Raw genomic sequence first — 15,457 nt, forward strand, 5'->3', positions numbered from 1 at the left:
TCCGCAAGGGGGTGCGGCATGACGAAATCATGGAGGAGCCGTGAGGGGAACACTGTCGTCAGCCTCCTCCCCGGCCGAACAATTCTGTTGCCGGGTCACCACGGACCCGCCTCGGACATCCGGCCGGACATCCGGCCCGGAGGTGCGGGGGCCGGCCCCGGCCGCCCCGGCCGGGCATCCGGCCCGGAACGTCAGTCGGACATCTCGTCAGGTCTCATACTCAGGTCTCATTCGGAGGGCAACGTGCACGAAGGAATCTTTCCCCTTCCTCAGGTCACGCCGGGCACGGACGGCGCGACGGGTTCCGGTCTGCCGGACGGCCAGGAGTCCCGGTTCGTCGAGCTGGTCGCCTGCGCCTGGCTGGACCCGGAGCTGGCGAACCGTTACCGGGCCGACGCCCGGGCGGTACTCGCCGAGTTCGGGGTGACGCCGGCGCCCGGCCAGGAGCCGCCGGCGCTGCCCGAGAACCCGATGGAGGAGCTGACCATCGAGGAGCTGTCGCGTCCGACGCCCACGGCGCACGCGCGGGGCTGCCTGTGCTGGGCGGACGAACCGGCGCCCGAGCCGGGCCTGACCGCGGCCGAAGACCGGGCGGTCGCCCGGTGACCGCCGTCTTCGGCGAGCGCCCCGCGCGCGCACCGGAGACCGCGAGTGGGCGGCGCGTGGGCTTCCGCAGCCACCTCAGAGCCGAGGTCGTCGCCGACGACGCCGCCTACCTGCTGTCCGACCGGGGTGTCACCGCGCTGCAGGGCGGCCGGGTGGAAGCGCTGGTGCCGCTGCTCGACGGCACCCGGGACCTGCCGTCGGTGCTGCGCGAGGCCGCCGCGCACATCCCCGCCGAGCAGGCGGGCCGGCTGATCGCGCGGCTGGCGCAGGCCGGCCTCGTGGGGTACGCGTCGGCCGACCCCGGCTCCCGCGCCGACGCGGGCCGCGGTGCCGCCCGGGCGTACTGGGAGCTGGCCAGTCTGGACGGCACGGAGGCGCTCGACGGGCTGGCGACGGCCGTGCTGCGGGTGCAGACGGTGGGCGAGACGAACGCCGACGGCGTGCTGGCGGCCTGCCGGGCCGCGGGGCTGTCGGCGGTGGGCGGCGACCTGCTGGACGAGGGGACGGACGGCGGTGTCCACGCCGGCGCCGCGCGGTTGTCCCTGGTGCTCTGTGACGACTACCTGAACCCCGCACTGCGGGAGGTCGACGCCAGGCACCAGGTCACGGGGCAGCCGTGGCTGCTGGTGCGGCCCGGCGGGTCGGCCGTCTGGATCGGCCCGGTGTTCCGGCCCGGCTCGGGCCCCTGCTGGTCGTGTCTGGCCCACCGGCTGCGCGGACACCGGACCAACGAGGCGCCGGTGCGGCGGGCGCTCGGCCTGACCGGGCCGGTGCCCCGTCCCGCCGCCCGGCTGTCCTGCTCGGCGACCGCGGCCGCCGAACTCGCCGTGCTGGAGGCGACGAAGTGGCTGGCCGGGTACCGATACTCCGGGCAGTCCTCCGTACTGACGTTGGACACCCTGTCGCTGACGGGCCGTCACCACGAGCTGCGACGCCGTCCCCAGTGCCCGGACTGCGGCGACCCGGGTCTGGTGACCGAGCAGGTGCGCCGCCCGGTGACGCTCGTCGCCCGGCCCAGGACGCCGTATGGGGCGGGAGGACACCGCGCCTGTTCCCCGCAGGAGGTGGACGACCGCTACCGGCACCTGATCAGCCCGGTCACCGGGGTGGTCGAGGACATCCGCCGTGACCCCAGGGCCCCGGACGGCCTGCACTGCTACCTGGCCGGCCGCAACCCCGCGGTCGGCGGCAGCGACCTGCAGCAGCTGCGGGCGGGGTTGCGCCAGGTCAGCGGCGGCAAGGGCGCCACCTCGCTGGACGCCCGGGTGAGCGCGATGTGCGAGGCTCTGGAGCGCTACAGCGGCACCCTGCAGGGGGACGAGCCGCGGACCCGGGACAGCTTGCGCGGCCTGGGTGAGCAGGCCGTCTCCCCCGACACCTGCCAGTTGTTCGCGCCGCGGCAGTTCCGCGACCGCGAGCGGTGGAACGCCCTGAACAGCTCCTTCCACCAGGTCCCGGAGCCCTTCGACGACCGGGCCCCGGTCGACTGGACACCGCTGTGGTCGCTCACCGGACGGCGGCAGCGGCTGCTGCCCACCGGGATGCTGTACTACCCGGGCCCGGCCGACGGTCCGGCGCCCGTGGTGGCCGGCCGGCGCTCGCTGCGCGCCGACTCCAACGGCTGCGCCGCCGGCAGCAGCATGGAGGACGCGATCCTGCACGGCTTCCTGGAACTCGTCGAACGGGACGCGGTGGCCCTGTGGTGGTACAACCGCACCCGTCAGCCCGGCGTGCGCCTGGCGGGCGGCCCCGGCCACGGCTTCGGCCACAGCCACAGCCACAGCCACAGCCCCGGCTTCAGCCACGGCCACGGCTTCAGCGACGCGTGGACGGACGAACTGCTGGACGTCTACCGGACCCTGCACCGCGAGGTGTGGGCCCTGGACCTCACCTCCGACCTCGGGATACCGGTGTTCGCGGCGCTGTCCCGGCGTACCGACAAACCGGCGGAGGACATCATGCTGGGGTTCGGCGCGCACTTCGACCCGGCCGTCGCGCTGCGCCGCGCCCTGACGGAGATGAACCAGCTGCTGCCGGTGGTGGCCGACGCCCGGCACGACGGCACCGGCTACCACTCCACCGCGCCGGAGCTGCTCGGCTGGTGGTGGGGCGCCACCGTACGCAACCAGCCCCACCTGCTGCCCGACGGTTCGCTGCCCGAGCGCGGCCCGGACGGCTGTGCCCACCGGCACCGTCCGGATCTCGGCGCGGACGTCGAGGCGGCTGTGGAGCTGCTGCGCGAACACGGCATGGAGATGCTGGTCCTCGATCAGACGCGGCCGGACATCGGCCTGCCGGTGGTCCGGGTGGTGGTGCCGGGCCTGCGCCATTTCTGGGCCCGGTTCGCCCCGGGCCGGCTGTTCGACGTTCCGGTGCGGCTGGGCCGGCTGCCCGCGCCGACACCGTACGGCTCCCTCAACCCCGTACCTCTGTTCATCTGACCCCGGCAGCGGGCGGTGGCCCCGGCCCGTCCGCTGCCTGGCCCTGTCCGTCCGCTGCCTCTCCCCCGTCCGTTCCCCCGTCCCCCTGTTTCTCTGTCCTCCCGTTTTCCTGTCCTCCGTTTTCCTGTCCCCCGCTTCCCTCTCCCACCTTTTCCCTCTCACCCATCCGCCCATGGCGCCCCACCGTCTTGCGCCCCCACCGTCTATGTGGCCTTCCCCCCTCAGGAGTTCCCATGTCAGCCGAGAGCCCGTCCGGTGTGCTGTCCGGTGCGCCGGACGAAAGGCGCTGTGTTTCCCTCTGGTCGCTCCGCGAGGACGTGCTGGTCGACACGAGCTCCACGACCGGTTCCGTCCTGCTCTCCGGGCGTTGGGGGGAGGTACGGCTGCGCGGGGTGAACTCCACGGTGCGTGAGGCGCTGCGCCGGATGAGCCTCGGTCCGATCTCGCTGACCAATGTGGCGGCAGAACTGGTGCCGTCCGGTCCGGAGCGTGCCCCGCGCGGCCTCAGCGTCGGCCCGTCCGCGGGTTCCAAGGCCGAGATCCTGATGGTGCTGCACCGGGTGCAGCAGATGGTCGTGCGCTCGCTCACCCTGGAGGGGGCCGACCGTCTGCTGCTGTCGGCCGTCCCCATCGCCCCGGCCGCCCGCTGCCGGCCGGTCCCGGCCGGCCGGCGGCATCCGGTCCGGCTGTCCCGCTTCGCGTTTCTGCGCAGCGAGGGCAAGGGCTTCGTCCTGGAGTCCCCCACCTCGCTGTACCGGATGGTGCTGCACGGCCCGGAGGCCTCCTGGGTGGTGGGGATGCTGGGCCTCCCGGCGACCACCGAGGAGATCGCCGCCGCCCTGCCGCTGTCCCTCCAGACGGTCTCCGAGATCATCGCCCTGCTGCTCGCGACCGGCATGGCGGTCCCCGCCGACTCCGGGGAGGTGGGAGAGGAAGGAAAGGGCCAGGAGAACGGGCATGTCCCGGGCCCGGCCGCCCCGTGCTTCGCCGAGGACCGGGATCCGGCACTGCAGTCCTGGTCGGCCGTGGACCTGCTGTTCCACAGCCGCTCCACACTCGGCCGGCACGACGCCGACTTCGGGGCCACCTACCCGCTCGCCGAGCGGATGCCGCCCGCGCCGGCGGTCAAGTCCCTGCCGGACGGCCCCCGGATCGCCCTGCCCCGGCCGGTCCTGGACGAGGTGGTGGCCGGCGATCCCCCGCTGACCACCGTGCTGGAGGAGCGGCGCAGCATCCGGTCCTACGGTGCCTCCCGGCTCACCGCCGCCGCGCTGGGCGAGTTCCTCTACCGGGCCCTGCGGGTGCGCGGCCTGCGCGAGCACCACGGTGACGGCCGTCCTCCGGACGAGTACACCGACCGCCCCTATCCGAGCGGCGGACGCGCCTACGAGCTGGAGTTCTACCTCACCGTCCGGGACTGCGCGGGCATCCCCGCGGGCATCCACTACTACGCCCCCGTGGAGCACTGCCTCGTGCGGATCGGCGACGCCGAGCAGGAGACGGCCGTACCGGAACGGATCGAGGAGGCCCGGATCGTGGCCGGGCTGGCCGACCCCCCGTCGGTCGTCATCACCATCACCTCGCGCTTCCACCGTCTGGCCTGGAAGTACAGCGGCCTCGCCTACGCACTGACGCTCAAGCACGTGGGCGCGGTGACCCAGAACCTGTATCTGATCGCCACCGCGATGGGGCTGGCGCCGTGCGCCCTGGGCAGCGGGGACGTCGACCTGGCGGCCCGCACCACCGGAACGGACTGGCGGATCGAACCCGGCGTCGGCGGATTCGCGCTGGGGACGCGGCGCGAGGAGCGGTCACCGGTCCCGCACAGGCCATCCGCTATTCGCACATGAAACCTACATTCAGGCTTTCGAATTCATGCGCTTTCCATAGACTGTGCACCCTTGGCTGATCTCGCGGGGGTGGAGCACGCATGCAGCTGGCCGGATCGCCCTCGGGCAGACCCACCGGGAAGTCCTCGACCGGGACGTCCCAGACGGGCCCGGGCGACGGCCCAGCACTCTCGGCCGCGATGCGCGCGCTGGGTGTCGGCGCCCCGCCGCCCCAACTCGCCCTGAGCCTGGTCCTGACCGTCGAGTGCGGCTTCGTCCTGGTCGGCTTCCTGAACATCCTGGACGCCGACCCCGGGGCGCTCGTCCTCGCCGCCTCGGCGCTCGGGTTCGGTCTCATCTTCGTGATCCAACTGGTGCACAGCGCCTACCGATTACGGCGGGTCCGGGAGCGCTGGGGACGGTGGACGCTCACCCTGCAGGCGTTGCTGACCTACCTTCCGCTGTTCGGTCTGGGGTTCGGCTGGGGCGGGATGGCCGGCTTCCTGGGCGCGTCCGTGCTGCTGGTGCTCCGGCCGGCCACCGCCTGGCCGCTGTTCGGTCTCGTCGTCGCGGCGGCGTGCGCCACCGGACCGTTACTGGGCCTGGATCCCGTCAACTCCGTCTACATCGCCGTGTCGACCGTCCTGACGGCCCTGATCGTGTACGGGCTCAGTCAGCTCGCCCAGCTGGTGCTCGAAGTGCAGGAGGCCCAGCAGGACTTCGCACGGCTGGCCGTCACCCAGGAGCGGCTGCGGTTCGCCCGTGATCTGCACGACCTGCTCGGTTACAGCCTGTCGGCCATCACGCTCAAGAGCGAGCTCGCGCTCCGTCTCGTCGGCGGGCATCCCGACCGCGCACAGGACGAACTCACCGGCATCCTGGAGATCTCCCGGCAGGCCCTGTCCGATGTGCGCACGGTGGCGCGCGGCTACCGGGAGATGTCCCTGGCCGCCGAGGCGGTGTCGGCGCAGTCGGTGCTCGAGGCGGCCGGGATCCAGGTGACGACCGAACTGAGCGGTGAGCCGCCCCAGGGCGAGGTGGACACCATCATGGCCACCGTGCTCCGCGAGGCCATCACCAACCTGCTGCGCCACAGCAAGGCGGAGCACTGCCGGATCGAGAGCCGGACCACCGACGCCGGCGACATCGTCCTGCTCATCACCAACGACGGGGCCCAGCGCGGCACGGTGAGCCGCTGGGACCTGTCGGCGGCCCCGGACGGCAGCGGCCTGGAGAACCTCCAGTTCCGGCTGACGTCGGTCGGCGGCCGGCTCACCTCCGGCGTGGACGAGTCGGGCCACTTCGTCCTGCGGGCCGAGGCCCCGCTGCGACGGCGCCCCGGAGCGCGCTCCGCCTGAGCCGGGGGCGGGAGCGGCAGCCGCAGCGGCAGCGGCAGCGGCAGCGGCAGCGGCAGCGGCCGGATCTCACCCCGGGTGAGCGACGGCCGGGACGATGCTCCGGCTGAAGGCCGGTTCGGCCCGCGCTCGGGCTGAAGGGCGGTTCGGCCCGCGCTCGGGCTGAGGGCGGTCCGGGCCCGCGCTCCGGCTGAGCGGGGGCCCGTCGCCGGCCGGTTCAGAGCCAGCCGTTGTCCCTGGCAAGCCGGATGGCGTCGACCCGGTTGCGCGCGTTCAGCTTGGTGACGACCGTCGTCAGATAGTTCCGCACCGTACCCACCGACAGGAACAGTTTCCCCGCGATCTCCGCGGCCTCCGCGCCGTCCGCGGCCAGCCGCAGCACCTCCGCCTCCCGCGGGCTCAGCGGGTTCTCGCCGTTGTCGAAGGCCGCGAGGGCCAGCTGCGGGTCGATCACCCGCCTGCCCGCCGCCACCTGGCGCACCGCGTCGGCCAGCCGGTCCGGCGGCGCATCCTTGAGCAGGAAGCCACCCACCTGGGCCGCGAGCGCCTTGCGCAGCGTCCCGGGCCTGCCGAGGCTCGTCAGAATCAACGTACGGCAGGAGGGCAACTGCTGGGTCAGCCGCTCCGCCGCACTCAGTCCGTCCATTCCCGGCAGGTCGACGTCGATGACGGCGACGTCGGGGCGGCACTCCAGCGCCCTGCCGACGATGACGTCCCCCCGCTCGACCTCCGCGACCACTCGCAGGTCACCCTCCAGCGCCAGCAGGGCCACCAGGGCCCCCCGCACCATGTGCATGTCCTCGGCGAGCAGGATGCGTATCAATGCGCTCCCCCATCGGGCTCGGATGTTCTACCGATGCCTTTTGGCTGGAAGGGTAGGGTACGGAGCGTCTCAGGGGGAGCGCGAACCGGCATCTTCTTGAATGTTCAATCCCTTTGTCCGGGAAGGTCAGGTGTCCGGAAGCGTCAGGCCCACTGGGCCACTTCGAGACGCATGGCGGTGGTGACCGTCGCGTCCTGGACAGCCGCCACCGGGACCGCGGTGACGAAGGTCCCCAACTCCTCGTCCCAGCGGAAGTTCTCGACCGACGCCCGCAGCCGGGTGATCCGGTCCAGTTCCGCGTAGTCCGTGAAGTCGGTGGTGATGGAGGCGACGGCCAGGCTGTACGGGTCGACACCGTGCCGCCGGGCGACGGCGGCGACGGCCAGCTGACGCGCGGCCTCCATCTGCAGGTGGCCCGGCACATGGTCCAACGGATGGTCGAACACGTGGGGGTGGCCGGTGTCCACCACCAACTGGGCGCTGAACTCCCCGGGTTCGCCCTCCGCCACGGGATGCGTGACGAACACGTTGCGGGCGTCCGTGCGCCCCACGGCGGAGGGTTCGGCCGCGGTGAAGCGCGGGACGAGGAACCCGGGATGGTCGGGCACCTGCCGCCTGCTGCGCAGCGTGCGGTAGGCGGCCTCGGACAGGATCAGCAGCGCGCCCTCCCCCCTCAGTGCCGGCCGGCCGTCGACCTGCACCTCGCCGGTGAAGGTGAACCCCTGGACCCGCCCCGCCCGGTTGCGCCGGGCCCGTACGTCCACGGTGACCCTGAGGTCGGCGGGCCGTCGGCCGATGCGCAGCGGCTCGAAGGCCACGGTGCGCAGCCGCAGGTTGCGGAAGATGAACACGGAGTCCAGCCGCACCTCCAGGTGGCGGTGGGCGATCAGGACACCGGCCTGCCGCACCACTTCGACCAGCAGGGTGAAGTCGTACAGCGGGGAGCTCTCACCGATCAGATGGCCGCGGGGGAGCTGCGCGCCCACGACGAACGACTCCTCGCCGGTCCGGGCGGAGTCGGTGACGAAGACCTCGGCTATCGACGCCCTGTGCACCAGGGACCTCGGCACGGTCGCGTCGTAACTCAGCCGGACGCCGGTGCTGTCGGCCTCCGCGGGGGCCGGCTCGGGGGCGTCCGCCGCGGGAGCGGTCGAGGCGGGAACGGACGAGGCATGAGCGGCCGGCGCGGGAGTATCCGGCGCCGGGCTGTCCGGCGCCGGGCTGTCCGGCGCCGGGCTGTCCGGCGCGGGCACGGGGGTGGTCGCGGGCACGGGCATGTCGGGTCGGTCCTTCCGGGAGACTACGGTGATGGGGTTCACGTCAGCGCCGGACGGCCGGCGTCCGACGTGGCGAAGGACGGACGGGACGGCACCCGGGCGAGGAGCGTGCCGAGGCCGTCCGGGCCCGACCGGGCGGCGACGACGCCGTCGGGCCGCACATACGCGCACCACGCAGGCCCGGCCAAGGCCTTGGGCCCGGCCCCGGCCCCTGCTCTCGCCCCGACCCCGGTCCCGGCCCACGTGTCCGTCCGCGCGCCGACGATGTCGAAACCGGCGCCGGCCGCCGGGAGTTCACCCCTGTCCGGGCCCTCGGGCCGGATCCACAGCACCCGGACCGTGTCCCCGGCCCCGCGCGCCCCGGCCTCCGCCCAGGCCCGCGCGGCCCGCCGGCCCGCGTCGTCACCGCCGTACACCAGCAGGGTGTGCCGGCCGGCGGCCAGGAGCGTGTGGAGCGACGTCTCCGCCCCGGCACGCACGGAGGTCAGCGGCAGGTCGGGGGCGCGACGGCCGGGCCGCAGCGCGCGCGGTGCGGCCGCGGCGCCCTCGAGGTCGGCCACCGCCGGGCTCGCCGAGTGGTCCAGGTCGATCTGCGCGAGCACCGGGAGCACCTTCTTCTCCAGCAGGCCCGCACCGGACAGCACCCGCATGACCGTGTCGCGCAGGGCCCGGGCCGCGGGGTTGCGCAGCAGCCACATCCGGGTCTGCTGGTCGCCGTTCCCGACCGCGCGGACGGACGCCGGCCGGCGCTCCGCCTCGTAGCTGTCGAGCAGGTCCTGGTCACAGCCGCGGACCACGGCAGCGAGCTTCCAGCCGACGTCGTAGCCGTCCTGGACCCCGGTGTTGAGTCCCTGGCCGCCCGCCGTGGTGTGGGCGTGCACCGCGTCGCCCGCCAGCAGTACGGGCCCCTCCCGGAACCGGGGGGCGACCTTGGCGTGCACCCGGAAGCGGCTGGACCACCGGACGGCCTCCAGACGCAGTCCGCCCGGCCCGCGTTCGTCCAGCAGCCGCTGGAGCAGCTCGGTGGACGGCGGGTCGGTCCGGCCGTCGGGTTCCGTGTCGAAGAAGACCCGGTGGCCGTCCGGCTGGGGGACGATCACCAGCACTCCGTCGGGTGTGATGTGGTGCTGGACCTCGGCCTCGGCACCGGCGCCCGCGAGACGGCCGTCGCCGATCAGGAACGTACGGTCGAAGGTGTGCCCCTCGAAGGGGATGCCGACGCTGTCCCGCACCAGGCTGCGGGCGCCGTCGGCTCCGACGAGCCAGGGCACGGTCACGGTCTGCTCGCCGTCGGGCGACCGCAGGCACACGGTCGCCGACTCGGCCGAGCCGCCGCGGTCCACGGTCACCGATACGACCTCGGTGTCCCACTCGACCGTGCCGCCGAGTTCGGTGAGCCGCTCGTGCAGCGCCCGCTCGGTGACCGGCTGCGGCACGCACAGCGGGCCCGGGAACGCGGTGTTCTCCAGCCCGCCGAAGCGAACGGCACCGGTGCGCCGGCCCCGAGACCAGTACGACGCGCCGGCCAGCGGCAGGGCGGAACCTGTGAGTCGCCGCGAGACACCGATCCGGAGCAGGCACTCCAGCGCCCCGCTCCACAGCACCAGTCCCTTCGGGGCGGTGCCGGGGCCCGGACGCCGGTCGACCACGCGGCACGGCACGCCGAGGTCCCACAGGGCGCAGGCGGCGGTGAGGCCGGTGGGTCCGGCGCCGACGACGAGAACCTGTGCGCTCATCGGGCTCCGCCTCCCGCCGGTCCGGCCGGCACGGCGGCGGGGCAGCCGAGCAGGGCCGCGGTCTCGCGGACGGCCGCGCCGGTCCCGGTGAACCGCACCGTCCGGATGCCCAGTTCCTCCGCGGCCCGGCAGTTCTCCTCGGTGTCGTCGACGAACACGCAGCGCTCCGGGGTGGTGCCGAGCCGCTCCAGCAGGATGCGGTAGATCCGCGGGTCGGGTTTGCGCACACCCTCCCGGTGCGAGTCCACGACGACGTCGAACAGTTCGTCGGCGGGGATCTGGGCCCGCCACAGGGGCTCCCACTCGCGCACGTTGTTGGTGAGCAGGGCGAGGCGGTAGCCGCCGGCGCGCAGGGAGCGAAGGAACGCCAGGAACGGCTCGTTGGGCCGTCGGCCGCGGAACCACAGCTCACCGAAGCCCTGCCCGTCCCCGAGGATCCGCCCGGATCCCTCGGGCAGTTCGGCCAGGATCCGGTCCACCATCTCCCGCTCGCTGATCCCGCCTGTCTCCAGGGCCGCCATCGGGTTCTGTCCGTGGCGTTCCGTGGCCGCGAGGAACGCCTGGGCGAGGTCGCCGGCGTCGATGCCGGCGAGGTCGGCGAAGGCGGCGAAGGTTTCGACGAGCGGGTTCGTCAGCACTCCCCCGTAGTCGACGACGACCGTGTCGACGGCCATGGTGTCCCTCTCTCGTGCCGGTGCCGGGCGCGCGGACTGCGCGCGCGTCCCGGCGGTCTGCGTGGGTGTCATCGGACTGCTCCCCCTCTGCTCCTGCTCCTGCTCGGTGGGTCCCGGGTGCTCCGGTGGGCGCGTGTCGGTCCGTCCGGGCAGCCGGAACACGGCTGGTGAGGCTGATCCCGGGTGTGGCGGTGGTCGAGGACGTGTCACGGACCCGCCGGCGTGTGTCTCCGGCCGGCCGCTCCCCGCTGCCCGGGTGTCCGCCCGACCGCGCGTCCCGGACACTAATGACGCAGGCTTGCGCGCCGCCAAAGCCGACGCGGGAGGACCACGAAGGGTGGTCCTCCCGCGTCGGGGGTGTGCGCTTGCGGAGCACGGCACGGCCGTACCTCGCGGGCGCCGGGTGACGGTGACGGACTCGGACTCGGAGTCGGAGTCGGAGTCGGGCGACCGCAGCGGACGGCCGCCCAGGCGGCCGGTCCCGGACGTCCACCGTCAGGCGGCCGGTCCCGGACGGCCGACCGCAGACGGCTGATCCCAGACGGCCGGTCCCAGAGGGCCGGTCCCAGAGGGTCGGCTCAGACGGTCCGTTCCGCCGTCGCCGTGCCGAGCGGGGCCGCCGGCTCGGGGTCCCGCCGCTCCGCCGGGTCCGGTGCGGCCGGTTTCCGTTCCTCAGCCCCTTCCCGTCCCTCCGCCGGTTTCCCCATCCCTGCCGGTTTCCCCGCTCCTGCCGGACCCGGGTCCGGTGCGCCGGGCGCCGCGTCCGTTACGCCGGGCGTCGCATCCGTTGCGCGTACGGCGGGACCGCCGCCCTCGCTGATACCGAACCGGTCGTGCAGCCGGCGCAGCGGCCCGGGAGCCCACCAGCTCGCCCGTCCGGTGAGCGACAGTACGGCCGGCACCAGCAGCGTGCGGATCACCATGGCGTCCATCAGGACGGCCAGGGCGACACCCAGTCCCAGCATCTTCGTGTTCGTGATCCGGGACGTGCCGATGGCCACCATCACCACCGACAGCACCAGCGCGGCGGCGGTGATCACGCCGCCGGTACCGCGCATGCCCGCCACGACCGCGGCCCGGTGGTCGCGCCCGTGGTCCCGTTCCTCCTTGATCCGGGAGAGCAGGAAGAGGCCGTAGTCCATGGAGAGTCCGAAGGCGAGGCAGAACATGAGCACCGGCAGCGCCGTCTCGACGCTCCCGGTCGGGGTGAAGCCCAGCAGCCCGGACAGGTTGCCGTCCTGGAAGACCCACACCACGGCGCCGAGCATCGCGGTCAGGCTGAGGGCGTTCAGCAGCACGGCCTGCACCGGGATCAGCACACTGCCGGTGAGCAGGAAGACCAGCGCCAGCGTGGCGAGCACGATGACGGCGAGGGCCCACGGCAGCCCGCTGCCGATGGCCTGCTGGCTGTCGATCAGGGCCGCGGCCGCCCCGGAGGCGTACGTCGCGAAGGGTGCGTCCACCGCCCGTACGTCCCGCACGAGTTGCTTGCCCTGCTCGGAGACCGCCTCCACCTGGGGTACGACGGTCAGGTACGCGATGCCCCCGGCGACCCGGCCCGGCTGCCCGTCGCCGGCAGAGCGGCCGTCGGCGTGGCTCCCGCTCGGCGCGTCCACCCGCATGACTCCGTCGAGCCGGGACAACCGCTGTGCGTACACGTCGAGTTCGGCGGTTCCGGCGTCCCGGGTGACCACCTCGACCACACCGGTGGGGCTGCCCTGGAAGTCGTCCCTGAGGTGTTCCTGCACCACCCGGGACTCGGCCGAGGCGGGCAGCTGCCGGTAGTCGGCGGTGCCGAAGTGGGCGCCCAGGAAGGGCGCGCCGAGCAGCAGCAGGAGCGCCAGCGTGCCGGTGGCCACCAGCGGCGCGCGCCGCATCACCCACCCGGCCAGCCGGGCCCAGCCCGCTCCGGCTCCGGCCCCGTCTCTGGCGTCGGCGTCGGCGTCGGTGGTGGCAGCCGCGCTGCCCGGTTCGGGGGTACGGCGCGAGCCGCGCCGCACGAGCCGGCGCACGTCCAGCGCGTCGATCCGCGGGCCGAGTACGGCGAGCAGCGCCGGCAGCACCAGCAGGGCGGACGCGGCGGCGAGGACGACCACGCTGATCCCGGCGTAGGCGAGGGACCGCAGGAAGTACAGCGGGAAGACCAGCATCGCGGCCAGGGACACGGCCACCGTCGCGGCCGAGAAGAGCACGGTCCGTCCGGCGGTGTTGAGGGTGGCGGCGAGCGCGCCCGGCATGTCCCGCCCGGCGGCGAGTTCCTCCCGGTAGCGGCGCACGATCAGCAGCGCGTAGTCGATGGCGAGGCCGAGACCGAGGGCGGTGGTGAGGTTGGTGGCGAAGACGGAGACGTCGGTGAAGGACGTCAGCACCCGCAGCACCGCGTTGGTGCCGAGGATCGCGATCACGCCGATGCCGACCGGCAGCAGGGCCGCGACCGCGCTGCCGAACACCACCATCAGGATGAGGAGGGTGACCGGCAGCGCGATGAGCTCCGCGCGCACCAGGTCCTCGGCGATGAGGGTCTGCTGCTCGTGCTGGACCGCGACGCTCCCGCCGACCCGGACCGACAGGTCGCCCTGTCCGCCGTCGAAGCGCGGCACGATCCGTTCCTCCAGCGTGCGTTCCGCCTCCAGGTCGTCACCGGTGAGCCGGGCCACGACCAGGCCCTCCCGGCCGTCCTCGGAGCGCAGGGCGCCGGCGCCGGTGTCCCAGTAGGAGGTGACACCGGTGACCCCGGGCTCGTCGGCCAGCCGGGCCGCGAGTTCCCGGCCCTGCCGGGCGGTCTCCGCGTCGTCGACTCCGGCGTCGGTACGGGCGAGCAGGACCAGGTTGGGGCGGGATCCGGGGAACTCGCGTTCCAGGATCTCCGCGGCGTACGAGGACTCGGAGGAGGGGTCGACGACTCCTCCGCTGCCCCCGCTGCGCAGCCGGTCGGCCACGCCGCTGCCGAGGACCACCGCCCCGGCGAGGAGGACCACGGTGAGGGCGAGCAGCAGCCGGGGCCTGTTGCCGGCCAGCCGGGCGACGGCGGAGAACAGCCCGGCGGGCGGCCGCCCGGGACCGGCGGGGGAAGTGGAGTCGGGGGGTGGACTGCTGTGGGACAGGGGCGCCATGAAGGACTCCCGGGGAGGGTCTGGGACGGTGGGATCGGGACGGCGGGCCGCGGGCGGAGCCTCAGCGACGGCGCAGGTGGAACTGGCCGGGCGTGGCCGACGGGACACCGGTGAGGACCTCGCGGAGTCCGCCGCTGAGGACGTAGTCGCCGTACGGCGTCACGGCGACGGTCGTCGGGTCCTCGAGGGACCAGGTCCGGTCCTGCACCGTGCGGGCGGAACGCCAGTGGTCGGTGGAGCGCAGTACCACGACGTGGTCGCGGCCCTGGCGTCCGCCGGACAGCGAGAGGTCGTTGGCCGCGGCGACCAGGGAGCCGTCGGGGCGCAGCGCGATGCCGTCCAGGGAGGTCGGGTGGCGGTCCAGGCGGACCTCGCGGACGACCGGGCGCGACGAGCGGGGGTGGTCGATCCGGAACAGCCGGCCGCCGTCGTACTTGGCCATGAGCAGGAACCCGGCGGGATGGTGGACGATGCCGTTCGGTCCCGTGTCGGCCGTCTCGAACCGCGGGTCGCCGAACACCCCGAGCACCTTTCCCTCACGGCTCACCCGGGTCACGGTGTCGGCGCCGGTGTCGGTGAGGTAGATGTCGCCGTGGCGTTCGTCGACGGCGACGTCGTTGGCCCTCGGCAGATCGGCCCCGCCGGAGGCGTCGGCCAGGTGGCGCACCGCACCGGTGGCCAGGTCGAAGACGCCCACCCCTGACACGGGCGGCAGGGAGGGGTCCACGATGCCCAGCATCCGCCCGAAGTAGTCGGTGTAGGCGGCCACCACCCGGCCGCGGCGCGCGTCCACGGTGAGACCGAGCACCGAGACCTGGGCGAACGGTGCCACCAGCGGGGTGACCGAGCCGTCCGGTCGGACGACGGAGATCGTGCCCTGCGTGCTCGATCCGACCAGGAACGCCTTACGGGTCGGGTCCCAGGTCACGCCCTCCGGGTACAGGTTCGGCGCGGTGACCGCGAGCGTGCCAGGCAGCGCGCAGCGGGCCTCGGAGCGGCGGTGGCGGCGGTCGCCGCCGGAGTGCGCGGAGGCGGGGAGCGGTACGGCGGCGAGGGCACCGCCCGCGACGCCCGCGGCGGCGAGTTGGAGAAGCGTGCGGCGAGAGGCCGGAACTGACACGTCCATGGTGTGCTCCTTCAGGCGGAAGCGGGTGACGGCCGGCCGATACGCGGTGACGGGGGGGCGGGGAGTCCGCCCGCGGCCCGGACACCTGGAGGGGAACAACCGATTCCGACTGCCCGCCGGCCGTCACCCAGAGTCGCGATGCGTTCTGGAGAACCACTGGACCGGAACTGAACCGCCGACAGCGGCCGTCGGCCGTGGCCGGGCGACCGTGTGCGCGCTTTGCTCCGCCTCAAGGTCCGCTGTCTAGCGTCCCGGTCCGTCAGCGCACCGAGGAGGCCGGACGGCCAGGACCGGACCGTGCGTCGCAATGCCGAAGGAGACGAGTCGCGTGACGGTGGACATCGAGTACGCCCGGCCTGCGCCGGCCGGGACCGGCCCCAAGGAAGTACGCCGACTCGACCGGGTGGTCATCCGGTTCGCGGGTGACTCGGGTGACGGGATGCAGCTCACGGGCGACCGTTTCACCTCGGAGACCGC

Annotated in this window: 10 protein-coding genes; 4 read left to right on the plus strand and 6 right to left on the minus strand. The window is 73.8% G+C overall.

From position 1 onward, the window contains the following. Window positions 1-243 precede the first annotated feature (243 nt). From HZS56_RS38330 to HZS56_RS19780, 4 genes are all read left to right on the plus strand, one after another. Entirely contained in the window at window positions 244-606 is a 363-nt protein-coding gene (locus HZS56_RS38330) for a TIGR04351 family putative TOMM peptide (RefSeq protein WP_308408105.1), read from the plus strand. Further along, window positions 603-3,047 (plus strand): TOMM precursor leader peptide-binding protein, encoded by a 2,445-nt coding sequence (locus HZS56_RS19770; RefSeq protein WP_216722050.1) that lies wholly within the window; start codon window positions 603-605, stop codon window positions 3,045-3,047. The genes HZS56_RS38330 and HZS56_RS19770 overlap by 4 nt, the downstream gene beginning before the upstream one ends. A 233-nt stretch (window positions 3,048-3,280) precedes the next feature. Further along, window positions 3,281-4,897, plus strand: a complete 1,617-nt coding sequence (locus tag HZS56_RS19775; protein ID WP_216722051.1) for a SagB/ThcOx family dehydrogenase — start codon at window positions 3,281-3,283, stop codon at window positions 4,895-4,897. 80 nt (window positions 4,898-4,977) lie between these two features. Further along, the gene (locus HZS56_RS19780) at window positions 4,978-6,234 is read left to right on the plus strand and encodes a sensor histidine kinase (protein ID WP_216722052.1); all 1,257 of its coding nucleotides are present in this window, start codon (window positions 4,978-4,980) and stop codon (window positions 6,232-6,234) included. A gap of 214 nt (window positions 6,235-6,448) precedes the next feature. Here HZS56_RS19780 and HZS56_RS19785 read toward each other — a convergent pair whose 3' ends face one another. The 6 genes from HZS56_RS19785 to HZS56_RS19810 form a co-directional block, all read right to left on the minus strand. Further along, a complete protein-coding gene (locus HZS56_RS19785) occupies window positions 6,449-7,054 on the minus strand; it encodes a response regulator transcription factor (protein WP_216722053.1) in 606 nt (201 codons plus the stop codon). A 143-nt stretch (window positions 7,055-7,197) separates the two neighbouring features. Then, window positions 7,198-8,331 (minus strand): ScbA/BarX family gamma-butyrolactone biosynthesis protein, encoded by a 1,134-nt coding sequence (locus HZS56_RS19790; protein WP_253914528.1) that lies wholly within the window; start codon window positions 8,329-8,331, stop codon window positions 7,198-7,200. Window positions 8,332-8,369: 38 nt separating this feature from the next. After that, the gene (locus HZS56_RS19795; protein ID WP_216722054.1) at window positions 8,370-10,067 is read right to left on the minus strand and encodes an FAD-dependent monooxygenase; all 1,698 of its coding nucleotides are present in this window, start codon (window positions 10,065-10,067) and stop codon (window positions 8,370-8,372) included. Next, complete coding sequence (locus HZS56_RS19800; protein ID WP_253914529.1) at window positions 10,064-10,813, minus strand: HAD family hydrolase; 750 nt, start codon at window positions 10,811-10,813, stop codon at window positions 10,064-10,066. Before HZS56_RS19800 ends, HZS56_RS19795 begins: the two co-directional genes overlap by 4 nt. Window positions 10,814-11,319: 506 nt before the next feature. Next, entirely contained in the window at window positions 11,320-13,854 is a 2,535-nt protein-coding gene (locus HZS56_RS19805) for an MMPL family transporter (protein WP_216722055.1), read from the minus strand. A gap of 61 nt (window positions 13,855-13,915) precedes the next feature. Beyond that, on the minus strand, window positions 13,916-14,980 hold the full coding sequence (locus HZS56_RS19810; protein ID WP_216722056.1) for an SMP-30/gluconolactonase/LRE family protein: 1,065 nt from the start codon (window positions 14,978-14,980) through the stop codon (window positions 13,916-13,918). Window positions 14,981-15,457 lie beyond the last annotated feature (477 nt).

This window comes from Streptomyces mayonensis (assembly GCF_018982965.1).
Taxonomy (GTDB): Bacteria; Actinomycetota; Actinomycetes; order Streptomycetales; family Streptomycetaceae; genus Streptomyces; species Streptomyces mayonensis.